Raw genomic sequence first — 24,719 nt, forward strand, 5'->3', positions numbered from 1 at the left:
GCTACATTGCAGTCAGCCATGAACCGCAACCTCTGGCTCCTCGCGATCCTGCAGGGCCTGTTCCTCACCAACAACGTCACCTTCATCGCCATCAACGGGCTGGTGGGGCTGTCGCTCGCCCCGTTCGGCTGGATGGCGACGCTGCCGGTGATGGGCTACGTGGTGGGCAGCGCCCTGTTCACGGGCGTGGTCGCCCGCACGCAGGCGCGCTTCGGGCGCCAGCGCGGCTTCCAGCTCGGGCTGGCGGTGGCGATCGCGTCCTCCCTGCTGTGTGCCTATGCGGCGACCAGCCGCAACTTCTGGCTGCTGTGCGCCAGCACGCTGCTGGCCGGCTACTACGCGGCCAACGCCAGCCTCTACCGCTTCGCCTCGGCGGAACTGGCGGCACCCGCCTTCAAGGAAAAGGCCGTCTCGCTGGTGATGGCGGGCGGGCTGATCGGCGCCATCGCCGGCCCGCGGCTGGCGGCCGGCACCCGCGAGTGGGCGGCGGCGCCCTTCGCCGGCGCCTACCTGTCGCTGGCCGGGGTGGCCCTGCTCGCGCTGGTGCTGATGGCCTTCTTGCGCTTTCCGCCGGTGGTCGCCCGCGGCTCCCAGCAGGCGGGTCGCACCGTGGCCGCGCTGCTGGCGCAACCGGCCTTCCTGGTCGCTGCGCTGGCCGGTGCGCTGGGCTACGGGGTGATGAACCTGCTGATGGCCGCCACGCCGCTGGCGATGCAGCAGTGCGGCCTGCCCTTCGGCGACGCCGCCTTCGTGCTGCAATGGCACGTGATCGGCATGTTCGCGCCCGGCTTCTTCACCGGCCACCTGATCCAGCGCTTCGGTCCACTCAGGGTGATGGCGGCCGGCGCGGCGCTCAACCTGGTGTGCATCGCCATCGCCTTGTCGGGCGTCGAACTGACGCAGTTCGCCGTCTCGCTGTTCCTGCTGGGGCTGGGGTGGAACTTCCTCTTCACCGGCAGCACGACGCTGGCGCTCACGGCCTACGCGCCGGAGGAAAAGGACCGCGCCCAGGCGGTGCTGAACTTCATCCTTTTCAGCACGCTGGCCGTGAGCTCGTTCGCCTCCGGCGTGCTGGTCACGACCCAGGGCTGGAGGTGGCTGAATCTCGGCTCGCTGCTGCCGATGGCCCTGATTGCCGCAGGCCTGGGCTGGCTCGCGCTGCAAAACGCGCGTCCAGCCACTGCCGCAGGTGGCTGAAGACGGGCTGCGCACGCGGCTCGTTGAAGATCTCGTGGTAGAAGCTCTCGAAGCACTGCGTGCTGACGACCTTGCGCGGCGCTGCGGCGGCGAAGGCCGCGCTGCCCTTGGGGTCGACGATGCGGTCGGCGCCGCCGTACATCAGCAGCGTGGGAACCGCCCAGCGTGGCGCGCAGAACTGCACCACCTTGCCTTCATCGGCGATGAAGCGCGCGAGGCGCCCCGAGATGCGGTCGTGCACCAGCGGATCCTTGGCGTAGGCCTGCGCCACCCGGGGGTCGTGCGAGAGGAATTCCGGATCGAGGCCATTGCCGACCGCGAGGTCGGGCGCCAGCCGCGGGATGATGGCCAGCAGCAGCTTCTGCAGCACGCTCAGGCGCGGCGCCAGCGCCGGGGAGGACAGCACCAGGCCATCCACGGGGACGGTGCCACGGGCCACCAGGCTGGCCGCGACCAGGCCGCCCAGGCTGTGCCCCAGCAGGACCAGCGGCAGCTCCGGCGTGCGCTTGCGGGTGCTTTCCACGATGTCCGCCAGGTCGTCGAGCAGGCGATGCTGCTGCGGCACGGTGCCGCGCGCCCCACCGGATTGGCCATGGCCGTAATGGTCGTAGCCGCGCACCGCGTAACCCCAGGCATTGAGCTGCCGCGCGAGGCCGTCGTAGCGCCCCGCGTGCTCGCCCAGGCCGTGCACCAGCAGCACCGTGGCGCGCGGGCGCACGTCCGGCGGAAGGGGCCAGTCCTGCACTGCCAGGTTCTCCCCGTCGCTGGCCGTGAACGTTGCAAGCGTCGACTCGGGCGCTTCTTGACTCATCCACGGGGATCATGACGCCGCCCCCAGGCCTGTCCATCCACCCTTTGGAGGGTTCCCCGCCGGGAACGCTCAGGGCATCTGTGCCATCACTTCCGCCACGGCCGCGGTGAGGCGCCTGGCGTAGGGGACGTGCAGGAATTCGTTGGGCCCGTGCGCGTTGCTGCGCGGACCCAGCACCCCGCAGACCATCATCTGCGCCTGCGGAAAGCCCTGCGACAGCATGTTCATCAGCGGAATCGTGCCGCCCTGGCCGATGTAGCCCACCGGCGCGCCGAAGTGCGCCAGCGAGGCGGCGTTGAGCGCCTGCTCGAACCAGGGCGTGGTGGACGGGGCGTTCCAGCCGGAGGCGGCACTGCCCGCCTCGAAGGTCACCACCGCCTGGTAGGGTGCGTTGTCCTCCAGCAGCGTCTTGAGCTCCTGCACCGCCTGCGCCGCGTCGACCAGGGGCGGAAGGCGCAGCGACAGCTTGAAGGCCGTGTAGGGGCGCAGCACGTTGCCGGCGTCCTGCAGGGCGGGCAGGCCTTCGGCACCGGTCACCGACAGCGTGGGTTTCCAGGTGCGGTTGACCAGCGCCTCGACCGGGTCGGTGGTGGTCGGCAGCGTGAAGCTGGTGGAGCCGCCGCAGTCGGCGTGGGCCCAGGGGAAGCGCTTGTAGACCTCCTCGCCCAGGATGGCGGCGGTGGCCTGCGCCTGCGCGAGGCGGTCGGCCGGCATCTCGCAGTGGAAGCTTTGCGGCAGCAGGCGCCCGGTCTTGCTGTCCTCCAGCCGGTCGAGCACCTGCCGCATGATGCGGAAGCTGGAAGGCACCAGGCCCGAGGCGTCGCCGGAATGGATGCCCTCGGTCAGCACCTGCACCTTGAGCGTGCCGCCGGCGAGGCCGCGCAGCGAGGTGGTGAGCCACAGCTGGTCGTAGTTGCCGGCGCCGGAATCGAGGCAGATCACCAGGCCCACGTCGCCCAGCCGCGGCCGCAGCGCGTCGACATAGGGCAGCAGGTCGTAGGAACCCGATTCCTCGCAGGTCTCGATGATGCCCACGATGCGCGCATGCGGCTTGCCCTGCGCCTTGAGCGCCTGCACCGCGGCGATGCTGGCGTACACCGCGTAGCCGTCGTCGGCGCCGCCGCGGCCATAGAGCTTGCCGTCCTCGTACTTGGGCGTCCAGGGGCCCAGGTCGGAGCGCCAGCCGGTGAACTCGGGCTGCTTGTCCAGGTGGCCGTACATCAGGATGGTGTGGGCGTCGGCCTTGGTCGCCTCGATCTCGAAGAACAGCACCGGCGTGCGACCGGGCAGCCGCACGATCTCGAGCTTCAGGCCCGCGACCTTCTGCGCCTCCACCCATTGCGCCGCGTTGCGCAGCACCGTCTCGATGTAGCCATGCTGCTCCCACTGCGGGTCGAACCCCGGCGACTTGGCGGGGATGGCGATGTAGTCGGTGAGCTGGCGCACGATGTCGCCGTCCCACTGGCGCGAAATTTGGTCGAGGGCCAGCGCGCTGTCGAGGATGGTGGAGGGGAGATCGCGGGGCTTGTTCATGCCCGCAACTGTACGCGGCAGTCGTCCGCTGGGCTAGGATGCGCCGCGGGAAACCCTATGCAACAACGTATCCACGTCGGCGTCGGTGGCTGGACTTTCGAGCCCTGGCGCAACAACTTCTACCCGGCCGGGCTGGCGCACAGCAAGGAGCTGCACTACGCCAGCCGGCAGCTCACCGCGATCGAGGTGAACGGGACCTTCTACAGCACCTTCCAGCCGTCGACCTTCGCCAAGTGGCGCGACGAGACCCCGGAAGGCTTCGTCTTCGCGCTCAAGGCCCACCGGTTCACCACCCACCGCCGCGAGCTGGCCGGGGCCGCCGAAGGCATCGAGCGCTTCATCGGCAGCGGCATCGCGGAACTGGGCGACAAGCTCGGGCCGATCCTGTGGCAGCTGATGCCGACGACGCCGTTCCGGCCCGACGACCTGGAGCAGTTCCTGCGCCTGCTGCCCACCGAGGTGCAGGGCCGGCCGCTGCGGCACGTGCTCGATGTGCGCCACCCGAGCTTCGCCTGCGAGGAGTACCTGGAGCTGCTGGCGCGGCACGGCTGCACGACGGTCTATACCGACTCCGACAAGTTCCCGCAGATCCCGCATGCGCGCAGCGACCTGGCGTACCTGCGGCTGATGCGCAGCGTGTCCGAGTGTCCGAGCGGCTATGCCCCGGAGCAGATCACGCCCTGGGTGCGGGCCGCACAGGAGTGGGTGGCGATGGATGCGGGCAAGGAAGCCTTCGTGTTCTTCATCAGCGCCGCGAAGGAGCGCAATCCGGCGGCAGCAATGGAGTTCCTGCGGCAGTTGCGCCCGTAGCCGTCAGCGCGGCCCGGCCGTCATTCCCGCGGAGGCGGGAATCCAGGGCTCCCGATGTCACGCGCTGCGCGCGTGCTGCCCTGGGTCCCCGCCTGCGCGCCGCCTGCGCGGGGATGACGACTACGCGTCGATCCATACCAGCTGCCCCTGCCCCGACTCATTCAGCCGCGCCCGCAGCCCCTGCGCCACATCCTCCGTCACCGTGAACGCCAGCTGCACCGCATCCTCGTGCGCCACCGCCCCCAGCACGGCCCCGGCCTCCTGCAGCTCGCGCCGCACCATCCCCTCCATCGCATACGGCACCCGGCACGCGAACTGCAGCGTGCGCCGCAGCGGCAGCTTCTCCGCCTTCAGCAGCGCCTGCGCCACGGCATCGGTGTACGCCCGCACCAGCCCGCCGGCGCCAAGCTTCACGCCGCCGAAGTAGCGCACGACCGTGGCCAGCACGCCTTCGAGCTGCTGGTGCCGCAGCACCTCCAGCATCGGCCGCCCCGCCGTGCCGCCGGGTTCGCCATCGTCGTTGGCCGCCGACTGGCCGCCCGCCAGCAGCGCCCAGCAGACATGCGCGGCGCCTGGATGCTGCAGGCGCAGCGCCTCGACCACCTGCTGCGCCTCGCTGCGGCCGGCCACCGGCTGCACGCAGCCGATGAAGCGGCTCTTCTTGATCAGGAGTTCGCTGTGGACAGGATGCGCCAGGGTGAGGGCCATGCGGGGAGGGTAACGCGGCGGCGTGGCGCAGCGAGCGCCGGGTTCGGGCGCTGTCGCGGCTCGCCGCCGGCCTACGTTCCGGCGCCGGTCGCCGGGGCCTTGCGCATCCAGCCGAGGCCGGCGCTGGTTCCCCCGGGCTGCGCGCCGCGGGCCGGCCGGTATTCGCAGCCGACCCAGCCGTCCCAGCCGCAGGCGGCGGAGACCTCGTCGATCACGGAGAACAGGTAGTCGAAGTTCAGCTCGCCCAGGTCCGGTTCGTTGCGCATCGGCACGCCGGCGATCTGGAAATGGCCGACGCGACCGGTCGGCAGGTACTGCCGGATCTTCATGGCGACGTCGCCCTCGATGATCTGGCAGTGGTACAGGTCCATCTGCACCTGCACGTTCAGCGCCGAGATCTCCGACAGCAGCTGGTGCGCCTCGTCCTGGCGATTGAGGAAGAAGCCGGGGATGTCGCGCGTGTTGATCGGCTCCAGCAGCAGGTTCACGCCCTGCTTCGCCGCCTCGCGCGCCGCCCAGCGCAGGTTGTCGATGTAGGTCGGTCGCAGCGCGCTGCGGTCGGCGTCCTTGGGCACCAGGCCGGCCATCACGTGCACGCGCGGGCAGTTCAGCGTCTCGGCGTACTGCAGGGCGCGCACGATGCCCTCGCGGAACTCCTGCTCGCGACCGGGCAGGCACGCCAGCCCACGCTCGCCTTCGTCCCACTTGCCGGGCGGGGCGTTGAACAGCACCTGCTGCAGGCCGTGGGCCTGCAGGCGCGCGGCCAGCTCCTTGGCATCGAAGTCGTAGGGGAACAGGTATTCGACGGCCTGGAAGCCGTCGCGGGCAGCGGCCTCGAAGCGGTCCAGGAACGCATGCTCGGGATAGAGCATGGACAGGTTGGCGGCAAAACGCGGCATGGCGGGTCTTCCCTCAGCGCACCGGCAGCTTCACGGCCTGCGGGTTCTCGCCCACGTACTCGCGCAGGATGCTTTCGAAATCGGCATCCGGCTGCAGGCCCAGGCCCTGGGCGCGCGTCGACTTCACGTCGCCGGGCCAGGTGCTCACGAGGCGCTCGATGGCGGGATCGGGCGTCCAGTCCAGCAGGCCGGTCGCATCCGTGCCGGCCACGCGTTCCAGCGCCGCCGCCATCTCGCCCACCGTGGTGCGCAGGGCCGGCAGGTTGACGGCCGTCAGCGGCCCCCATTCGGCGTCCGTGCTTTCGGCGGCGCGGAGGATGCCTTCGATGGTGCGGCCCGGCGAAGCCAGCGCAACGAGCGTCTGCGCCGCCACCGGCACCTGGGCGCGCAGGCCGGCCAGCGGCTCGCGCAGCATTCCCGAGAGGAAGCCCGAGGCGGCGCCATTCGGGCGCCCGGGGCGCACGCTCACCGTCATCAGGCGAACGCTGCGGGCGCGGATGAAGCCCTTGCGGCCATAGTCCGCCATGAGCTGCTCGCCGATGAACTTCTGGATGCCGTAGCTGCTTTGCGGCGTGGGCAGCGTGAAGTCGTCGATGCCGGTGGGCATGGGGCGGTCCGGCAGCTTGCCGAACACGGCCAGCGAGCTCGCGAAGACCACCGTCGGTTGCGTGCCGAGCGCGCGGCAGTTGGCCAGCAGCGCGCGCGTCGCCTCGAAGTTGCTGCGCATGCCGAGGTCGAAATCGGCCTCGCATTCGCCGCTCACCGCCGCCGCCAGGTGGAACACGCAGTCGGTGCCGGCCTGCGGCAACTGGCCGCCGGCCAGCAGCTCGTTCAGGTCGCCGCCGACGAAGCGCACGCGGGCGTCGTCCTGCAGGTCCTGCGGCGGCGCCGCGCGGTCGGTGAGGGTGATGGACGTGATGGGCTGGCGGGCGCCGCCGGCCAGCGCCAGCGCGCCGCGGGCGAGCAGGGTGCGCGCGAGCCGCGCGCCGAGGAAGCCGCTGCCTCCGGTGATCAGGATGTTCATGTGGCGGGTGTCTCCGTGGATGCGACGGCAAGCATACGCGGGCTCAGGCCAGGCCCGCCAGGCGCAGGACCCTGCCCACGAGCGCGCAGGCGGCGATGACGGGGATCACGCCGGCCTTGAAGCGGAACAGGGCCACCTCCCGCCGAAGCTGATGAAGCCCGGCTTGCGCTGGAACTTCAGCGCCTCGCCGAAGGGCACCACCGGCTCAGCCGCGCTCGAACTTGAAGACCGCGGTGCTCGCGGTGAGGTTCGGCAGCAGGCGCCGCTCCTCGCCGTCCTGCAGCCCGAAGGCGTCGAGGATCGTCAGCCGGTTGCGGGTCGCCAGCACCTCGAAGTCCTTGTAGGTGCCGACGCGGATGTTGGGCGTGTCGTACCACTGGTAAGGCAGGCGCTTGGTCACCGGCATGCGGCCGCGCACGATCGACAGCCGGTTGGGCCAGTGGGCGAAGTTCGGGAACGCGACGATGCCCACCTTGCCCACGCGCACCGTCTCGCGCAGCATCCATTCGGCATTGCGCAGGTGCTGCAGCGTGTCGATCTGCAGCACGACGTCGAACGAGTCGTCCTCGAACACCGTGAGGCCCTGGTCGAGGTTCAGCTGGATCACGTTGACGCCGCGCTTGACGCAGGCCAGCACGTTCTCGTCGGCGATCTCGATGCCGTAGCCGCTGCAGCCGCGATGGCGCTGCAGGAAGTCCAGCAGCGCGCCGTCGCCGCAACCCAGATCGAGAACGCGCGAGCCGGGCGGCACCAACTTGGCGATCGTGTGCAGGGTCGCCTTATCGGTCACAGAACCGCTCCCATCGGCAGGTCCGTCACGCCGTTCGCCTCCACCGGTTCCGCGGCGATGCGGTCGAAGTACGAGCGCACGACGGCGAGGTACTTCGGGTCTTCCAGCAGGAAGGCGTCGTGGCCGTGCGGCGCGTCGATCTCGGCGTAGCTCACGTCGCGCCGGTTGTCCAGCAGCGCCTTGACGATCTCGCGGCTGCGCGCGGGCGAGAAGCGCCAGTCGGTGCTGAAGCTCACGAGCAGGAACCTGGCCCGCGCCACGGCGAGTGCACGGGTGAGGTTGCCGTTGGTGCGCTTGGCCGGGTCGAAGTAGTCCAGCGCACGGGTGATCAGCAGGTAGGTGTTGGCGTCGAAGTACTCGCTGAACTTGTCGCCCTGGTAGCGCAGGTAGCTCTCGATCTGGAACTCGATGTCCTGCGTCGTGTAGCGCAGGTCCAGGCCTTCCCGCAACTGGCGGCCGAACTTCTCGTTCATCACGTCGTCGGAGAGGTAGGTGATGTGGCCGACCATGCGGGCGATGCGCAGCCCGCGCTTGGGGATCACGCCGTGCTCGTAGAAGTGGCCGCCGTGGAAGTCCGGGTCGGTCACGATGGCGCGGCGGGCGACTTCGTTGAAGGCGATGTTTTCGGCCGTGAGGTTGGGCGCGCTCGCCACCACCACCGCGTGCCGCACGCGCTCCGGGTACTGCAGGGTCCACGACAGCGCCTGCATGCCGCCGAGGCTGCCGCCCATCACCGCGGCCAGCGTGCGGATGCCGAGCGCATCGAGCAGGCGGGCCTGCGCGTCGACCCAGTCCTCCACGGTCATTACCGGGAAGTCCGCGCCGTAGACGCGGCCGGTGTCGGGATTCACGTGCATGGGCCCGGTGGAGCCGAAGCAGGAGCCGAGGTTGTTGACGCCGATGACGAAGAAGCGCTCGGTGTCCACCGGCTTGCCGGGGCCGATCATGGTGTCCCACCAGCCTTCGGATTTCTCCTGGCCGGCGTAGACGCCGGCGACGTGGTGCGAGGCGTTGAGCGCGTGGCAGATCAGGACGGCATTGCTGCGGTCGGCGTCGAGCGTGCCGTAGGTCTCGTAGGCGAGCGAATAGCCGCGGATCGAGGCGCCGCTTTGCAGCGCAAGCGGCGCGTCGAACTGCATGGACTGGGGCGTGGCGATGAAGGACATGGAAGCGAAGAACCCGGCCCCGCTGAAGCGGGCCGGGTTCCGGCCTTCTTTAGCGGCATTTATTGAGCGCCCGCAAGCGAGGCAAATCGGCGCTGGGAAAAGTATAGCCCCGTTCCCCCGTCATTCCCGCGGAGGCGGGAATCCAGGGCTCCCGATGGCCGCGCGCGGCGCGGCTTCCTGGATCCCCGCCTGCGCGGGGATGACAGTTTGGCGCGGGGATGACAGGTGGCGCGGGGATGACGAGGGGGCGCGTGGATGACGCCTATTTCACCAGCGCCAGCACCCCCAGCACCAGGAACACGATCGCGCCCACCACGTGGACGGCGCGGATCGGCACCTTGCGGGTGATCGCGTCGCCGAACCAGACGACGGGGGCGTTCGCCAGCATCATGCCCAGCGTCGTGCCGGCCACGACCGCTGCCCAGGCGTTGAAGCGCGCAGCCAGCATCACCGTGGCCACCTGCGTCTTGTCGCCCATCTCGGCCAGGAAGAAGGCGACCACCGTGGTGGCGAACACGCCGTACTTCGGCGCGCTGTCGGCTTGCTCGTCATCGAGCTTGTCGGGAATCAGCATCCACAGCGCCATGACGATGAAGGAGCCGCCCAGCACCCAGCGCAGGACGTCGGGGCCGAGCGCGTGCGTCACCCAGCTGCCGAGGCCGCCGGCGAGCGCATGGTTGAAGAGGGTGGCGACGAAGATGCCCAGCACGATCGGCCAGGGCTTGCGGAAGCGCGCGGCGAGGACGAGGGACAGCAGCTGCGTCTTGTCGCCCATTTCAGCGAGCGCGACGATGCCGGTGGAGACGAGGAAGGCTTCCATGCAAGAGGGACTCCGGCCGGCGAACACGCACCATTGACTGCACAGCATCCCCGGCCTGAAACGGAGGCTGCACAGTCAAAGGTCTCGCCAAATCGCGGATCGCGGGCGCCATGGAACGCGGGGTTCCAAGTCTGTTGACGCCAGCCCCTTTCGAGGATGAAGGGAGGCTACTCCCCAATGACTGCGCGCATTGTACCCGACAGTGCGCGTGCACGCTGATGGGCTTGGATATTGCTTTAGTTTGGTGCAGAGGCCCTGAATGAGGCCCAAACGCACCATAACGAAGCAATTCATCCCAAAGAGGCAACAATGGAAGCACTAAAACAGGGCTCGGACGTCCTGTTCATCCTGCTGGGCGCCATCCTGGTCCTGGCCATGCATTCGGGCTTCGCCTTTCTCGAGCTGGGCACCGTGCGCAAGAAGAACCAGGTCAATGCGCTGGTCAAGATCCTGGTCGACTTCTCGGTCTCCACGGTCGCCTACTTCCTGATCGGCTACGGCGTGGCGTATGGAACCAGCTTCCTCGTCGGGGCCGACCAGCTGGTGGCGCGCAGCGGCTACGACCTGGTGAAGTTCTTCTTCCTGCTCACCTTCGCGGCGGCCATCCCGGCCATCATCTCCGGCGGCATCGCCGAGCGCGCCCGCTTCGGCCCGCAGCTGATCGCCACGGCGGTGATCGTCGGCCTGATCTATCCCTTGTTCGAGGGCGTCGCGTGGAACCAGCGCTTCGGCATCCAGGGCTGGATCAAGTCGCTCACCGGCGAGGAGTTCCACGACTTCGCCGGCTCGATCGTGGTGCACGCAGTGGGCGGCTGGCTGGCGCTGCCGGCCGTGGTGCTGCTGGGCGCGCGCGCCAACCGCTACCGCAAGGACGGCGGCATCTCGGCACACCCGCCCTCCAACATCCCCTTCCTGGCGCTGGGCGCCTGGATCCTGACGGTGGGCTGGTTCGGCTTCAACGTGATGAGTGCGCAGACCATCGACAAGATCTCCGGGCTGGTCGCCGTCAATTCGCTGCTGGCGATGGTGGGCGGCACGCTGGCGGCCGTGCTGCTGGGGCGCAACGACCCGGGCTTTGTCCACAACGGGCCGCTGGCCGGGCTGGTCGCTGTCTGCGCCGGCAGCGACGTCATGCATCCGGTGGGCGCGCTGGCGGTCGGCGGCATCGCCGGGACGATCTTCGTCGCCATGTTCACGCTGACCCAGAACCGCTGGAAGATCGACGACGTGCTGGGCGTCTGGCCGCTGCACGGCCTGTGCGGCCTGTGGGGCGGCGTTGCCTGCGGCATCTTCGGCAGCAAGGCCTTCGCGGGGCTGGGCGGCGTGAGCCTGGGCGCGCAGGTCATCGGCAGCGCCCTGGGGGTGGCCTGGGCGCTGGTGTCGGGCTTCGCGCTGTACGGCATCCTCAAGGCCGTGATCGGGCTGCGGCTGTCGCCGGAGCAGGAGTTCAACGGGGCCGACCTCGCGATCCACAGGATCGGCTCGACGCCGGAACGCGAGGCCAACTGGTAGGGCAGGAAAAGGGCCTGCGGCCCTGTCGCGCCTGCGCCGCAGGTGGCGCGGCCGTGGGGGCTCCGGAACTTCCCGGAGGCACACAAAGGCAAACACCGGGCATAATGGCCGCCGTGGATTCCACAGGGGTCCACGAGTATGCGGTGTTTGTCGGTCTCGCGTGGTTGTTGATTGCGTTTGCGGACTCCATCGCTTTGCAGCGTTTCTTTTCTCAGGAGTCCTTGAATGGGCAACAAGCTTTACGTGGGGAACCTCCCCTATTCCTACCGCGATGACGACCTGCAGCAGGCCTTCAGCCAGTACGGCGCGGTCTCCAGCGCCAAGGTCATGATGGAGCGCGACACCGGCCGCTCCAAGGGCTTCGGTTTCGTCGAGATGGGCAGCGCCGCCGAGGCGCAAGCCGCGATCCAGGGCATGAACGGCCAGCAGGTCGGCGGCCGTGGCCTCGTCGTGAACGAAGCGCGCCCGATGGAGCCGCGCTCCGGTGGCGGCGGCTTCGGTGGCGGCGGCCGCTCGGGTGGCGGTGGCTTCGGTGGCGGCGGCGGTGGCGGCTTCGGCGGCGGCCGTCGTGAAGGCGGCGGCGGTGGCGGCTACGGCGGCGGTGGCCGCGACCGTTACTGATACGCGCAGGCCAGTCCTCGCAATCCAAGAAAAGGGCCCTCGGGCCCTTTTTTGTTGGCCGCCGCCGCACGGCACCATCGTTCTTTTTTGCCGCGCCCCCGGTTTCGCCCCCTTGTCACGCTCCCATCGGTCTGCTTCATAATGGCTTCGCGTGGTCAAGCTTTACACGTGGGTTGCGTTGGACAGGTGCCTTTCGCGTCAGTCGGTTGAATGCGTTTTCGGGACTCCATCGCTATCGGTTCAATGTTTTTTTCGGGAGTCCCATTGAATGGGCAATAAACTGTACGTAGGCAACCTCCCCTACCAGGTGCGCGACAGCGACCTCGAACAGGCGTTCAGCCAGTTCGGCCAGGTCACCAGCGCCAAGGTGATGATGGAACGCGAGACCGGCCGTTCCAAGGGCTTCGGTTTCGTCGAAATGGGCAGCGAGGCGGAAGCCCAGGCTGCCATCAACGGCATGAACGGCCAGCCCATGGGCGGTCGCAGCATCGTTGTCAACGAGGCCCGCCCGATGGAAAACAACCGCCCGCGCGGCTTCGGCGGCGGTGGTGGTGGCGGCGGCTACGGTGGTGGAGGTGGCGGCGGTTACGGCGGCGGCGGTGGCGGTGGCCGCTCCGGCGGTGGCGGCTACGGTGGTGGCGGCGGCGGCGATCGCCGCGGCGGCGGTGGTGGCGGCCAGGACGGCGGCTTCCGCAGCCCGTATGGCGCCGGCCCGCGTGGCGGCGGCCGCTCCGGCGGTGGCGGCGGCTACGGTGGCGGCGGCAACAGCTACTGATCGCGCGCGTTCGCGCTGAACGAAGGCTCCTGCGGGAGCCTTTTTGCTGCTTGCGTCGTCCCCGCTGTTGCCTGCGTCGTCCCCGCTGTTGCCTGCGTCATCCCCGCTGTTGCCTGCGTCATCGCCGCTGTTGCCTGCGTCATCCCCGCTATTGCTTGCGTCATCCCCGCGAAGGCGGGGATCCAGGGCACGCGCGCGGCGCGTGTCATCGGGAGCCCTGGGTTCCCGCCTTCGCGGGAATGACGGGGGAGCCTTCGCGGGAATGACGGCGGAGCCAGCCTTCGCGGAATGACGAGGGGTCAGTCCGGCGTATGCCGCGGCTTGCGCGCGCGGCCCACCAGCAGCCGGTCGAACACGGGATCCGGCAGCGCGCGCAGGATCTTCGCCACCACGCCCATCTGCCACGGGATCACCCGGTAGCTGCGTCCCGCCTCGATGATGCGGAAGGCCTGTTCGGCGAAGTCCTCCGGGCGCATCAGGAAGGGCATCGCATAGCGGTTCTTCCGCGTCAGCGGGGTGTCGATGTAGCCCGGCGCGATCGTCACCACGCGCACGCCGGTGCCGTGCAGTTCCCCGCGCAGGCTCTCGCAATAGCTGATCACCCCCGCCTTGCTCGCGCAGTACGCCGCGTGCCCGGGCAGGCCGCGGATGCCGGCCACGCTGGCGATCCCCACCAGCCGGCCGCTGCGCCGCTGCCGCATCGGCGCGATGAAGGGCTGGAAGGTCGCCGCCACGCCCACGGTGTTGACCGCGAGGACGCGCGCCAGCACGTCGATGTCCTCGCGCAGCGCGGTGTCCACGCCCAGGCTGATGCCGGCATTGGCGATCACCACATCGGGCAGGCCCTGCTGCGCCAGGCAGGCGGCGCCGGCGGCGGCGATGCTGTCGATGTCGGCGACGTCCGCGGCGTACACCCGCCAGCGCTGCGCCGGCAGGCCCTGGGCGCGGGCCCATTCGGCCATCTCGCCCCCGCGCCGCGCGACCAGCGCCAGGTTCCAGCCAGAGCGCGCATGGCGGGCCGCGAGCGCCTGGCCGATGCCGCTGGAGGCGCCGGTGATGAAGGCGAGCGGCGCCATGTCAGGGGGAGGGCGCGGACGCCGGCGGCTTGGGCTGCAGCGTCCCGCGCACGGCGCCCACCAGCTGCAGCACGCGCTTCTGGTTGTCGTAGTCCAGGCTGTTGCCGTGGAACACGTCGCTGCCGCGGATGAGCGTCACCGGCTTGTCGGAGATCACCCGCTCCTGGTCCATGAAGGCGTGCAGGAAATCGCCCCGGATCTCCACCTTGGCCTCGGTGGCGCGCCGCTCGGGCGGCGCCTCGCGCGTGACCACCGCATTGCCGATCAACTGCACCTGCGAGCCGTCGGCGTTGCTGATGCCGCGCTTCGCGCTCGCGACCACCACCGCGCCTTCCTGGCTGAAGGAACGGATGCGCGGCTCGTCGATCTCCAGCGTGTCGGTGTCCGCGAAATGCCGCGCTTCGATGCCGCGGATCTCGCTCTTCAGGCGCCCGCTGGCGTCGAAGGACTTCACCGAGAAGCCGCGCAGGAAGTAATCGGGATCGTGGGTGGGCGGCGCTTCGCGCGCACTGGGCGCGAAGGTGGGCGTGGTGCGCGCCAGCCAGTAGGTGCCCAGCGCCAGCAGGCCCATCAGGATGACCGGCAGGTAGATCGTGATGCGGTCCCAGGCACGGCCGAAGCCGCGCAGCGGGGTCACCGGTACGCCTCCAGCAGCTGCGCGTACTGGCCGCTGGCCACCAGCAGCAGGTCGCAGAACTCGCGCGCGGCGCCCTGGCCGGCGGCGGCCTGCGTGACGTGGCGCGCGCAGGCCCGCACCTCGATGTGCGCGTGCGGCGGCGCGACCGGCAGCGCGACGCGCCGCAGCACCGGCAGGTCGGGCCAGTCGTCGCCCATGGCCGCCGCCTGCGCCCACTCGAAGCCGAGCGCGGCCAGCGAGGCCTGCGCCGCCGGCAGCTTTTCCTCGGTGCCGTAGTGCACGTGCTGCACGCCCAGCGCCTCCAGCCGCCGGCGCAGCGGCCTGGAATCGCGGCCGGTGATCACCACCGGCGTGATGCCGGCGCGCTGCAGCAGCTTCAGCCCCAGCCCGTCGAGGATGTGGAAGCGCTTGAGCGTCTCGCCCTCGTCGGAGAACAGGATGCCGCCGTCGGTCATCACCCCGTCGACGTCGAAGAAGGCCACGCGCACGCCCTGGGCGGCCAGCAGGAGTTCGGGCGGGAAGCTCAAGGCAGGCTGGGTCACTAGATGACTTTAGCGCGCATCAGGTCGTTGCTGTTCACGGCGCCCACCAGCTTGCCGTCCGGGTCCACCACCAGCACACTGGTGATGCGATGCTGCTCCATCATCTGCGCGGCCTCGGCCGCGAGCGCATCGACATGGATCGTCCTCGGGTTCGGGTGCATCACCTCGCGCGCCTTCACGCCGCGCAGGTCGGCGCCCTTCTCGATCAGGCGGCGCAGGTCGCCGTCGGTGAAGACGCCCAAGACGCGGCCGGCCTCGTCGACGATGGCGGAAGCGCCCAGGCCCTTGACGCTCATCTCCCGCATCAGCTGGGTGAAGCTCGCCTCGGGCAGCACCGCGGGGATGGCATCGCCGCTGCGCATCACGTCCGTGAGGTGGGTCAGCAGCTTGCGCCCGAGCGCGCCGCCCGGGTGCGAGCGGGCGAAGTCCTCGGGCCGGAAGCCGCGCGCATCGAGCAGGGCGACGGCCAGTGCATCGCCCAGCGCGAGCTGCGCGGTGGTGCTGGCCGTGGGGGCGAGGTTCAGCGGGCAGGCTTCCTTCTCCACTCCGCTGTCCAGGACGATGTCGGCGTGGCGCGCCAGCGTGGAATGCGGCTTGCCCGTCATCGCCAGCAGCGGCACGCCGAGGCGCTTGAGCACCGGCAGGATCGCCGTGATCTCGTCGCTCTCGCCGCCGTTGGAGATGGCCAGCACCAGGTCGACCGGCTTGATCATGCCGAGGTCGCCGTGGCTGGCCTCGGCCGGATGCACGAACATCGCCGCCGTGCCGGTGGAGGCGAGCGTGGCGGCGATCTTGCGACCGACGTGGCCGCTCTTGCCCATGCCCATCACTACCACGCGGCCGCGCACGGTGAGCAGGGCCTGCACCGCCTGCGGGAAGCTCTCGCCGAGGCGCGACTTCAGCCCCAGCAGCGCCGCCGATTCGATCTCCAGGGTCTCCCTGGCGAGCCGCATGGCGCGATCAGGTTCGAAACCGGCCGGCTGCGCAGGGAGGGTGGGGGCTGAAACCGTCATCCGGGGATTCTAGGGGTGCCCGGCGGCCGTCAGATAGCATCGGGGCATGACCTCGCTCGAGCTGACGCTGCTCTACCTGCTGGCCGCCGTGCTGGGGGTGGTGGCGTGCCGGATGCTGCGCTTGCCGGCGATGCTGGGTTACCTGGTGGTCGGCGTGCTGATCGGGCCCAATGCGCTGGCGCTGGCCGACGACTCGGAGAGCGTGCGCCACCTCGGGGAATTCGGCGTCGTGTTCCTGATGTTCGTGATCGGGCTCGAGTTCAACCTGGGCAAGCTGCGGGCGATGCGCACGCACGTGTTCGGCCTGGGGCTGTCGCAGGTGCTGCTGACCGTGCTGCCGGCCACCATCGGCACCTTCGCGTTGACCTACTACCTGCCCCGGTACGCGCCCATGGGCTGGCAGAGCGCGCTGGCCCTTTCGGGCGCACTGGCCATGAGCAGCACCGCCATCGTGGTCAAGCTGATGTCCGACCGGCTCGAGCTGGAAAGCGAGCATGGCAAGCGCGTGATGGGCGTGCTGCTGTTCCAGGATCTTGCGGTGGTGCCGCTGCTGGTGCTGATCCCGGCCCTGAGCAGCCCGCCGGAAGTGCTGCTGCGCGAGGTGGCCATCGCCGCGGTCAAGGCGGCGGTGCTGATCGCGCTGCTGCTGGCGGGCGGCCAGCGGCTGATGCGCTGGTGGCTCACCCTGGTGGCGCGGCGCAAGAGCGACGAACTGTTCGTGCTGAACATGCTGCTGGTGACGCTGGGCCTGGCCTGGCTGACCGAACTGGCGGGCCTGTCGCTGGCCCTGGGCGCCTTCATCGCCGGCATCCTGATCTCCGAGACCGAATACAAGGTGATGGTGGAGGCCGACATCCGGCCCTTCCACGACGTGCTGCTGGGCCTGTTCTTCATCACGATCGGCATGCTGCTCGATTGGCGGCCGGTGGCGCGGGAATGGGAGCTGGTGCTGGTGCTCATGACGCTGCCGGTGCTCTTCAAGCTGCTGCTGGTGACCGGGCTGGCCAAGGTGTTCGGCGCCACTGCGGGCGTGTCGCTGCGCACCGGCCTGTATCTCGCGCAGGCGGGCGAATTCGGCTTCGTGCTGCTGGCCCTGGCGCAGCAGAACAACCTGGTGCCGCCGGCGCTGCTGAACCCGGTGCTGGCGAGCATGGTGCTGTCGATGCTGGCCACGCCCTTCATCATCCAGTGGAGCAACCGCATCGTGATGAAGCTGGTGGCCAGCGAATGGATGATGCAGTCGCTGCAGATGACGCAGATCGCGCGCCGCTCCATCAATGCGAATCGGCACATCATCATCTGCGGCTACGGGCGCTGCGGGCAGAACGTGGCCCGCATGCTGGCGCAGGAGGGCATCCCCTACATCGCGCTGGACCTCGACCCCGACCGCGTGCGCCAGGCCACCGCGGCGGGCGACTCGGTGGTGTTCGGCGACGCCTCGCGGCTGCAGGCCCTGATCGCCGCCGGCCTGGTGCGCGCCAGTGCCGTGGTCATCACCTACCTCGACGTGCCCGGTGCGATCAAGGTGCTGGGCGCCGCGCGCCAGCACGCACCCCAGGTGCCGGTGATCGTGCGCACCAAGGACGACCGCGACCTGGAGAAGCTGCAGAAGGCCGGCGCCACCGAAGTGGTGCCCGAAACGCTCGAAGGCTCGCTGATGCTGGCGAGCCACGCCTTGGCGCTCGTGAGCGTGCCGATGCGGCGCGTGATCCGGATCGTGCGCGACCAGCGCGATGCGCGCTACAACCTGCTGCGCGGCTACTTCCACGGCGCCGACGACGACGGCGGGCAGGACTTCGAGCAGGAGCGCCTGTCCACCGTGACGCTGCCGCCCGAGGCGGAGACGCTCGGGCGCGTGCTCAGCCAGCTGCCGCTGGGCGACCAGGGCGTGCGCGTGGTGAGCCTGCGGCGCAGCAACGGCCGGGTGCTCGACCCGGCCTCGGACCCGCCCCTCGAGGACGGGGATACTCTGGTCCTGTCAGGCCGCCCGGATACGCTGGCGCTGGCCGAGGAAATGCTCCTGCGGGGCTGAAACATCCATGCAACAGATTCCGTTCGGCGTCGGTGAGTACCTGCGCAGCCACATCCGCACGGTGCCGGACTGGCCGGCACCCGGCGTGCAGTTCCGCGACATCACGCCGCTGCTGCAGGACCCCAAGGTGTTCCGCGTGCTGATCGACGCCTTCGTGCACCGCTACATGGACCGCCGCCCCGACGTGGTCGCGGGCCTCGATGCGCGCGGCTTCATCCTCGGCTCGGTGATCGCCTACGAGCTGGGCGTGGGCTTCGTGCCGATCCGCAAGAAGGGCAAGCTGCCTTTCACGACCGTGGAGGAGACCTACGAGCTCGAATACGGGAGTGCCACCGTGGAACTGCACACCGACGCGGTGAAGCCCGGCCAGCGCGTGCTGCTGATCGACGACCTGATCGCCACCGGCGGCACCATGATGGCCGGCAAGAAGCTGCTGGAAAAACTGGGCGGCACCGTGATCGAAGGCGCCGCGATCGTCGACCTGCCGGAGCTGGGCGGGTCGCAGAAGCTGCGCGAAGGCGGGCTGGACCTGTTCACCCTCGTGCACTTCGAGGGGCATTGAAGCTGCGCCCTCCCCGCTGCCGAGAGGGGAGAGGACCTCAGCGCAGCGCGCCGTATTGCGTGCCGCTCAACTCCGAATCCGGGCCACCGGCCTGCGGCGCCATCTCGGTGTCTTCGAACCCGGTCAGCAGGGTGTAGTTCTGCTCGCGCGCGCCCGTCTGCGCAGCCGCCAGCGCCTTTTCGCCGCGCAGGCCGGCATCCAGCGCCTTCTGGAAGGCGGCCACTTCGTCGGCCTGCAGCGGCTCCATGGGCGCCGGGCGCGAGATGCGCTCCAGCGGGGCCGGACGCGAGACGCGTTCGAGCGGTGCGGGCCGCGAAGCCGAAGACAGCGGGGCGGGCCGCGAGTGCACGCGCCGTTGCGCGGCCTCGGGCATGAGCGGCGCCGGTTGCGACACGGCGGGCACGCGCTGCGGATCGCCCACCGCGACGTGCTCGCTCGCGCGCCAGTACACCGCGGGCACCAGGATGTCGTATTTGGCGCGCGCCGATTGCGCGATCATGGCCTCGACCTCGGCCATGCGCACGCCGTCGTTCACGGCACCCTGCGCCAGGTCGACCATCACCATGAACTGCTTGCCGTGCGTGTCGAGCGACAGCACCTTGAACTTGTAGCTGGAAGACAGCACGCCGGCGCGCACCATGGCCTCGCGCACCACCGCATAGAGCTGCTCGCGGTGCGCCATGCGATCGTGCTTGCGCTGCGAGCCGTGGCCCGGGTTCGATGCATGGTTGTGATGCGGCGCGCCGCTCACGGGCTTGGTGGAGTCCATGCGCGAGAAGCCGGAGTCCGGCAGAAGGGAGGCGCGTGCCCCGTGCTTCTTTTTTTGGCCGGGCAAGAACCAGCTGAAGAGGGACATGAGGGACTTCCTGCGGCTGCTTTGAATGAAATGTGTGGAGTGGCGCCGCGATCCGAGTGTAGGGAGAGTGCGCGCGCCGTGGCTGGGCTTTTGTCACACCGCGCCGCAGTGCACGCGGCGGGGGATGGACGTCGTTGTTCGGGGGACAGGCGGGTGCCGCCTTCAGGTGACCGCCACTCGCTTGGGCCGGTTGGCGAGCCGCCGTGACACGAGCGAGCCGAGCGCCATCGCGATCTCCAGTGCCAGCGCCGGTTGCCGGTTGGTGAGTTCGGTGAAGCGGATCGGCGTCAGCGACCACAGCTTGCATGCGCTGGCGGCCTGCACGGTGGCGGTGCGCGGGTTGCGGGTGAAGAACGCGCCCTCGCCGACCGCCGAACCGCCCTCGACGCTGGCCAGGCGCAGCCGGCCCTTGTCGTCCTCGTAGTGCACGGTGAGCGCGCCGGACTCCACCAGGTACACCGTGCGATCGCTGGCGTTCTGCTCGATCAGCACCTGGCCCTGGCGCACTGCGAACGGCTGCAGGTACGTGCCCAGCATTTCCCACTGCTTCGCATTGAGCTGCGGCCGGAATCCGTCTGCCGTGTGGTTGCGCGCGGTCGCCTGCTCGAGGCCCTGCACGTCGAAGTGGAGCGGGTTGGGAAGTGGCGCGTTCATGCCGTCAAGGTAAACGCCAGCGCGCTGCGTGAACAGCGTTGTTAACTGTGCATTACACGAGATACGGCGCGCGCCGGCCCTGTAACGGGCCTTCCGTGCTTGGCGCGGACAGGCGGCGCGCGTGCACCTCCGAACGGTGCGCGCTGTCAGAAATGACAGGGTGGGGCGCGCGCCCCCCTGGCGAAGTTCGTACTACGCGGCGCGCCGCGCTACTTGCCGATGCAGAAGCGGCTGAAGATCACGCCGAGCAGGTCGTCGGCCGTGAACTCGCCGGTGATCTCCGAGAGCGCGTTCTGCGCCAGCCGCAGCTCCTCGGCCAGCAGGTCGAGCGCCTGCGCCGCGCGTGCGAGCTGCGCGGCGGCGTCCATCAGGTGCGCGTCGACACGGCGCAGCGCGTGCAGGTGGCGCTCGCGCGCGATGAACACGCCTTCGGGCGCGGACTGCCAGCCGGCGAGTTCGAGGAGCTTCTTGCGGAGAGCGTCGAGGCCTTCGCCGGTTCGGGCGGAGAGCGTCAGTCCTGCGGGGGCGGAGAGCGTCAGTCCTGCGGGGGCGGGGAGCGTCGGCGCCGAGGGTGCGGAAGGGGCCGTAGGCGAGGGGGTGGAAAGCACCGTAGCCGGGGAGGCCAAAAGCGTCATTCCCGCGGAGGCGGGAATCCAGGGCTTCCGCCCTGGCGCTTCGCTGCTCTGGATCCCCGCCTGCGCGGGGATGACGGAGGGGGGAGCGGGGATGACGGAGGAGGTCGCCGCGGTAACGGGGGAGGGCGCAGCGGTAACGGAGGAGGGCGCGGGAATGACGGAGGAGGCGGCGACCGCATCGACCTTGTTCCACACATCCACCACCGGCACGTCGCCCGGCAACTTCGCCGCGATCGCCGCGTCGGCGGCGCGGTACTCCGGCGCGTCGGCGCGCGTGAGGTCGTGCAGGAACACCACCGCGTCGGCCTTCTCGATCTGGCCCCAGGCGCGTTCGATCCCGATCTGCTCCACCTGGTCCGCGCCTTCGCGCAGGCCCGCCGTGTCCACCACGTGCAGCGGCACGCCTTCGATCTGGATCGTCTGGCGCACGACGTCGCGGGTGGTGCCGGGAACGGGCGTGACGATCGCCAGCTCCGCGCCCGCCAGCGCATTGAGCAGGGAGCTCTTGCCCGCGTTCGGCTGCCCCGCGATCACGACGTTGATGCCCTCGCGCAGCAGCGCGCCTTGCTGCGCGCGCTGCATCACGCGCGCCAGGTTGGACTGGATGCGATCGAGCTGGCCCTGCGCGTCGGCCTTCTGCAGGAAGTCGATCTCCTCCTCCGGGAAATCGAGCGTCGCTTCCACCAGCATGCGCAGGTCGATCAGCGCGTCGCGCAGCGCATGGATCTCGCGCGAGAACTCGCCGGCCAGCGAGCGCGTGGCGCTGCGCGCGGCGGCCTCCGTGCTCGCATCGATCAGGTCCGCGATGGCCTCGGCCTGCGCCAGGTCGAGTTTGCCGTTCAGGAAGGCGCGCTGGGTGAATTCGCCCGGCTCGGCGACGCGCAGCTGGATGGACGCACCCGCTTGCAGGCAGCGCGCGAGCAGCAGTTGCAGCACCACCGGCCCCCCGTGCGCCTGCAACTCCAGCACGTCCTCGCCGGTGTAGGAATGCGGGGCGGGGAAGTGGATGGCGAGGCCCTGGTCGATGGCGCTGCCGTCGGCCGCGCGGAAGGCGAGGTAGGTCGCTTCGCGCGGCTTCAGGGCGCGGCCGCAGACCGCATCGATGACGGCACGCACGTCCTTCGCCGACACGCGCACGATGCCCACCGCGCCGCGGCCGGGGGCGGTGGCGATGGCGGCGATGGGCTGGTCGAGGCGGGCGAGCATGGGGGCGCGTTGCGGGGTTTCGTAGGCTGGTGGTGAGCCGCGCAGCGCGCGAACCCCAGCGCTGGGGTTTCGGCGCTGACGCGCGTCACCGCCAGCCTACACGGAACGCGCAGGAAAAGGGCCGCGAAGCGGCCCTTGCCTGGATCCCCGCCTGCGCGGGGACGACGCGGCGTCACTTGAACTTCGGCAAGTTGAACTCCGGCGGCACGCCCATGCGGGTGTTGATCAACCACTGCTGCGCGATCGACAGCACGTTGTTGGTGATCCAGTACAGCACCAGGCCGGCCGGGAAGAAGAAGAACATCACCGAGAAGATCAGCGGCATGAACCACATCATCTTGGCCTGCATCGGGTCCGGCGGCACCGGGTTCAGCGCCGTCTGCAGCATGGTCGACAGCGTCATCACCACCGGCAGGATGAAGTACGGGTCGGGCTGCGCCAGGTCGTGGATCCAGCCGATCCAGGGCGCGCCGCGCATTTCCACCGACGACAGCAGCACCCAGTACAGCGCGATGAACACCGGGATCTGGATGAAGATCGGCAGGCAGCCCCCGATCGGGTTGACCTTCTCCTCGCGGTAGATGCGCATCATCTCCTGCTGCATCTGCTGCGGGTTGTCCTTGTAGCGCTCGCGCAGCTGCATCACCTTCGGGTTGATGGCCTTCATCTTGGCCATGCTCTCGTAGCCCTTGGCCTGCAGCCAGTAGAAGGCGATCTTGATCAGCAGCACCAGCGCCATGATGGCGAAGCCCCAGTTGCCGATGAAGGAGTGCAGCTTGGACAGCAGCCAGTACAGCGGCTTGGCCAGGATGGTGAGCCAGCCGTAGTCCTTCACCAGGTCCAGGCCCGGGTAGACGTGCTCCAGCATCTTCTCTTCCTGCGGGCCGGCGAAGAAGCGCGCGTTCACCACCTGCTGCATGCCGGGCGGCACCGGCGGCACGGTGGCGATCGCGCCGGCCGAATACAGGTTGTTGTCGACCTTGCGCACGAAGTAGTCGCGCTTGACGCCGTCGGCCAGGATCCAGGCGCTGGCGAAGTAGTGCTGCACCATGGCGATGTAGCCGTCGTTCGCGGCCTTCGGCACCTCCGCCTTGCCCTTCTCGATGTCGCTGAACTCCACCTTGTGGAACTTCTCCTCGTGCGTGTACACGGCGGGTCCGGTGAAGGTGGAATAGAAGGACGACTGCCCGGGCAGCTTGTTGCCATCGCGCACGAGCTGCAGGTACAGCTGCGGCGACACCGGCGCGCTGCCGGCGTTGATCACCTCGTGCTTCACGTCGATGTCGTACTGGCCGCGATGGAAGGTATAGGTCTTGGCCAGCTTGACGCCGCCCTGCACCGGCGACTCGAAGCGGATCGCGAGTTCGTTCTGGCCGTCCTTCATCACGCGCTCGCCGGGCGTCGCCGTCATCACCGTCTTGTGCGTCGGGAAGTCGCCGCCGATCAGGCCGCTCTGCGCCACGTACACGCGCTCGGGCCCCTGCTCCAGCAGCACGAAGGGGATGCCCGGCTTGTCGCCCGCCAGCTTGGGGAAGTCGGTCTGCACGATGGTCGCGCCTTCGGTGTCGAAGACCACATCCATCAGGTCGGTCTTGACCGTGATGCGCTCGCGCGGCGCGGCGGAGGCGGCCGGCGCGGTCGTGCCGGGCACCGCGGACGGCGCCGTGGCGACGGCCGCGCCCGGCACGGCGGACGCACCGGCGGTGGGCGGCGTCGCGGTGGCGGGCCCCTTGGGCGCGGTGGCGGTCTGCTTGGCCGAGGGGAAGAAGGTCGCCGGCTTGCCGTTGTAGACCTGCCACTGGTCCCACAGCATGACGAGGGAGAAGCCGAAGATCACCCAGAGGATGGTGCGGCGGATGTCGGTCATGGAAGTTTCTTCTGATGGAGGAAGGCGAAGATTTGCGGCTTCGCTTGCGGGACCGGGTCGTGGCCGCCGGCGCACAAGGGGTGGCAGCGGGCGATGCGGGCCAGCGTGAGATAGGAGCCGGCGGCGGCGCCATGTTCCTGCAGCGCCTGCAGGGCGTAGGCGGAGCAGGTGGGCGTGAAGCGGCAGGAGGAGCCGAGCCAGGGCGAGAGCAGGAGGCGGTAGCCCCGGACGAGGCCCATGAGGGCGCGCTGGATGGGATTCGGGGTCACGGCGCCTTCCTTTCGGAATCCGCGCGCGCTGTTTCGTCATCCGCGCGCGCTGGTTCGTCATCCGCGTGCGCTACTCCGTCATCCCCGTGCGCTACTCCGTCATCCCCGTGCGCTACTCCGTCATCCCCGTGCGCTACTCCGTCATCCCCGCGCAGGCGGGGATCCACGGCCGCTGCGCGGCCGCTCTGGGCCCCCGCCTGCGCGGGGGTGACGGAGGGCGACGCGAGGGTGACGGCTCTCGCCGCGACCCTTTCGAACAGCTGCAGCAATTCCCCGCGCACGGCGGATTTCAGCGCCTCGGACCAGGCGCTGGGGAATTGCTTGCGGGCGAAGTCCGTCCGCAGCCGCACCACGTGGGCGGCCGCAGGCAGGCGCGCGGCGAAGGATTCGCTCACGTCGTAGATCTGGCGCCGGATGCCGTTGCGCGTGACCGCCCGTTTCGCCCAGCGCTTCGGCACGACGGCGCCCATCCAGGTGTCGTCGACGACCGGGAACAGCACTTTCGCGCGGCGAGGCCTCGCCCTGGATTCTTCAGACACGGGACCGGCGCCAGTGGCGCCGGTGGTGGAAGCGGGGGCCTGCGAGGGATCGGACGACGCGGCCAGCGGCGCGCGGTGCAGCACGAAGTGGGGCGTCCGGGAGACGGTGCCGCCTGCCATCGCTGCCTCGTACTGTGCCCGGTTCTTCAGCCGCTGCACGGCAGG

General features: G+C 69.7%; 24 protein-coding genes, 1 pseudogene and 1 riboswitch. Of the genes and pseudogenes, 7 read left to right on the plus strand and 18 right to left on the minus strand.

Annotated features, from left to right (window positions below; translation table 11 throughout):
* Window positions 1-18: 18 nt before the first annotated feature.
* Window positions 19-1,197 carry an MFS transporter gene (locus tag JI746_RS10785; RefSeq protein WP_236599745.1) on the plus strand — a complete coding sequence of 393 codons (1,179 nt, stop codon included), beginning with the start codon at window positions 19-21 and terminating at the stop codon, window positions 1,195-1,197.
* Here JI746_RS10785 and JI746_RS10790 read toward each other — a convergent pair.
* Together JI746_RS10790 and JI746_RS10795 are read right to left on the minus strand one after the other, a co-directional pair.
* Window positions 1,157-2,008 (minus strand): annotated as a pseudogene (locus JI746_RS10790) (alpha/beta hydrolase); the annotation flags it as partial. The gene JI746_RS10785 and the pseudogene JI746_RS10790 overlap by 41 nt on opposite strands.
* 69 nt (window positions 2,009-2,077) lie before the next feature.
* A complete protein-coding gene (locus JI746_RS10795) occupies window positions 2,078-3,541 on the minus strand; it encodes a M20 family metallopeptidase (RefSeq protein ID WP_201689361.1) in 1,464 nt (487 codons plus the stop codon).
* A 57-nt stretch (window positions 3,542-3,598) separates the two neighbouring features.
* On the opposite strand from JI746_RS10795, the gene JI746_RS10800 reads away from it, so the two are divergent.
* A complete protein-coding gene (locus JI746_RS10800; RefSeq protein ID WP_201689363.1) occupies window positions 3,599-4,351 on the plus strand; it encodes a DUF72 domain-containing protein in 753 nt (250 codons plus the stop codon).
* Between the two features lie 120 nt (window positions 4,352-4,471).
* Here JI746_RS10800 and JI746_RS10805 read toward each other — a convergent pair whose 3' ends face one another.
* From JI746_RS10805 to JI746_RS10830, 6 genes are all read right to left on the minus strand, one after another.
* Window positions 4,472-5,059, minus strand: coding sequence for an IMPACT family protein (locus JI746_RS10805; protein ID WP_201689365.1), 588 nt, complete (start codon window positions 5,057-5,059; stop codon window positions 4,472-4,474).
* 71 nt (window positions 5,060-5,130) lie between these two features.
* Window positions 5,131-5,958, minus strand: coding sequence for a 2-oxo-tetronate isomerase (otnI, locus tag JI746_RS10810; protein WP_201689367.1), 828 nt, complete (start codon window positions 5,956-5,958; stop codon window positions 5,131-5,133).
* 13 nt (window positions 5,959-5,971) lie between these two features.
* Window positions 5,972-6,982: a D-erythronate dehydrogenase gene (gene denD, locus JI746_RS10815; RefSeq protein WP_201689369.1), complete on the minus strand. Its 1,011-nt coding sequence runs from the start codon at window positions 6,980-6,982 to the stop codon at window positions 5,972-5,974.
* A 205-nt stretch (window positions 6,983-7,187) separates the two neighbouring features.
* Window positions 7,188-7,772, minus strand: a complete 585-nt coding sequence (gene metW, locus JI746_RS10820; RefSeq protein ID WP_201689371.1) for a methionine biosynthesis protein MetW — start codon at window positions 7,770-7,772, stop codon at window positions 7,188-7,190.
* Window positions 7,769-8,938 carry a homoserine O-succinyltransferase MetX gene (metX, locus tag JI746_RS10825; RefSeq protein ID WP_201689372.1) on the minus strand — a complete coding sequence of 390 codons (1,170 nt, stop codon included), beginning with the start codon at window positions 8,936-8,938 and terminating at the stop codon, window positions 7,769-7,771. Before metX ends, metW begins: the two co-directional genes overlap by 4 nt.
* Before the next feature lie 262 nt (window positions 8,939-9,200).
* Window positions 9,201-9,758 (minus strand): TMEM165/GDT1 family protein, encoded by a 558-nt coding sequence (locus JI746_RS10830; RefSeq protein ID WP_201689374.1) that lies wholly within the window; start codon window positions 9,756-9,758, stop codon window positions 9,201-9,203.
* Between the two features lie 8 nt (window positions 9,759-9,766).
* A riboswitch (yybP-ykoY riboswitch) is annotated at window positions 9,767-9,946 on the minus strand.
* 121 nt (window positions 9,947-10,067) lie between these two features.
* On the opposite strand from JI746_RS10830, the gene JI746_RS10835 reads away from it, so the two are divergent.
* The 3 genes from JI746_RS10835 to JI746_RS10845 all read left to right on the plus strand — a co-directional run bounded on the left by JI746_RS10835 (window position 10,068) and on the right by JI746_RS10845 (window position 12,666).
* Window positions 10,068-11,270, plus strand: coding sequence for an ammonium transporter (locus tag JI746_RS10835; protein WP_201689376.1), 1,203 nt, complete (start codon window positions 10,068-10,070; stop codon window positions 11,268-11,270).
* A 225-nt stretch (window positions 11,271-11,495) separates the two neighbouring features.
* Window positions 11,496-11,891, plus strand: a complete 396-nt coding sequence (locus JI746_RS10840) for an RNA recognition motif domain-containing protein (protein ID WP_201689378.1) — start codon at window positions 11,496-11,498, stop codon at window positions 11,889-11,891.
* 268 nt (window positions 11,892-12,159) lie between these two features.
* A complete protein-coding gene (locus tag JI746_RS10845) occupies window positions 12,160-12,666 on the plus strand; it encodes an RNA recognition motif domain-containing protein (RefSeq protein WP_201689380.1) in 507 nt (168 codons plus the stop codon).
* Window positions 12,667-12,965: 299 nt separating this feature from the next.
* Here the strand turns inward: JI746_RS10845 and JI746_RS10850 are convergent, their stop codons facing one another.
* From JI746_RS10850 to JI746_RS10865, 4 genes are all read right to left on the minus strand, one after another.
* On the minus strand, window positions 12,966-13,742 hold the full coding sequence (locus tag JI746_RS10850; RefSeq protein WP_201689382.1) for an SDR family oxidoreductase: 777 nt from the start codon (window positions 13,740-13,742) through the stop codon (window positions 12,966-12,968).
* A 1-nt stretch (window position 13,743) separates the two neighbouring features.
* Window positions 13,744-14,313, minus strand: a complete 570-nt coding sequence (gene lptC / locus JI746_RS10855) for an LPS export ABC transporter periplasmic protein LptC (RefSeq protein WP_201689540.1) — start codon at window positions 14,311-14,313, stop codon at window positions 13,744-13,746.
* A gap of 62 nt (window positions 14,314-14,375) precedes the next feature.
* Window positions 14,376-14,921: a KdsC family phosphatase gene (locus JI746_RS10860; protein ID WP_330892985.1), complete on the minus strand. Its 546-nt coding sequence runs from the start codon at window positions 14,919-14,921 to the stop codon at window positions 14,376-14,378.
* Complete coding sequence (locus JI746_RS10865) at window positions 14,921-15,934, minus strand: KpsF/GutQ family sugar-phosphate isomerase (protein ID WP_201689384.1); 1,014 nt, start codon at window positions 15,932-15,934, stop codon at window positions 14,921-14,923. The genes JI746_RS10860 and JI746_RS10865 overlap by 1 nt, the downstream gene beginning before the upstream one ends.
* 46 nt (window positions 15,935-15,980) lie before the next feature.
* Between JI746_RS10865 and JI746_RS10870 the strand changes: the two genes are divergently transcribed.
* Window positions 15,981-17,966: a cation:proton antiporter domain-containing protein gene (locus JI746_RS10870; RefSeq protein WP_201689386.1), complete on the plus strand. Its 1,986-nt coding sequence runs from the start codon at window positions 15,981-15,983 to the stop codon at window positions 17,964-17,966.
* Window positions 17,967-17,973: 7 nt separating this feature from the next.
* Window positions 17,974-18,528, plus strand: coding sequence for an adenine phosphoribosyltransferase (locus tag JI746_RS10875; RefSeq protein ID WP_201689388.1), 555 nt, complete (start codon window positions 17,974-17,976; stop codon window positions 18,526-18,528).
* 37 nt (window positions 18,529-18,565) lie between these two features.
* Here the strand turns inward: JI746_RS10875 and JI746_RS10880 are convergent, their stop codons facing one another.
* The 6 genes from JI746_RS10880 to JI746_RS28195 all read right to left on the minus strand — a co-directional run bounded on the left by JI746_RS10880 (window position 18,566) and on the right by JI746_RS28195 (window position 24,713).
* Complete coding sequence (locus tag JI746_RS10880) at window positions 18,566-19,297, minus strand: hypothetical protein (protein WP_201689389.1); 732 nt, start codon at window positions 19,295-19,297, stop codon at window positions 18,566-18,568.
* Window positions 19,298-19,546: 249 nt separating this feature from the next.
* Window positions 19,547-20,038, minus strand: coding sequence for a Crp/Fnr family transcriptional regulator (locus JI746_RS10885; protein WP_201689390.1), 492 nt, complete (start codon window positions 20,036-20,038; stop codon window positions 19,547-19,549).
* A 209-nt stretch (window positions 20,039-20,247) separates the two neighbouring features.
* Window positions 20,248-21,879: a tRNA uridine-5-carboxymethylaminomethyl(34) synthesis GTPase MnmE gene (gene mnmE, locus JI746_RS10890; RefSeq protein WP_201689391.1), complete on the minus strand. Its 1,632-nt coding sequence runs from the start codon at window positions 21,877-21,879 to the stop codon at window positions 20,248-20,250.
* Window positions 21,880-22,051: 172 nt separating this feature from the next.
* Entirely contained in the window at window positions 22,052-23,746 is a 1,695-nt protein-coding gene (gene yidC / locus JI746_RS10895) for a membrane protein insertase YidC (RefSeq protein WP_201689392.1), read from the minus strand.
* Complete coding sequence (gene yidD, locus JI746_RS10900) at window positions 23,743-23,985, minus strand: membrane protein insertion efficiency factor YidD (protein ID WP_236599769.1); 243 nt, start codon at window positions 23,983-23,985, stop codon at window positions 23,743-23,745. Before yidD ends, yidC begins: the two co-directional genes overlap by 4 nt.
* Window positions 23,986-24,011: 26 nt before the next feature.
* Window positions 24,012-24,713: a ribonuclease P protein component gene (locus JI746_RS28195; RefSeq protein WP_201689393.1), complete on the minus strand. Its 702-nt coding sequence runs from the start codon at window positions 24,711-24,713 to the stop codon at window positions 24,012-24,014.
* Window positions 24,714-24,719: the final 6 nt, after the last annotated feature.

It is taken from the genome of Ramlibacter alkalitolerans (assembly GCF_016722765.1).
Classification (GTDB): Bacteria; Pseudomonadota; Gammaproteobacteria; order Burkholderiales; family Burkholderiaceae_C; genus Ramlibacter; species Ramlibacter alkalitolerans.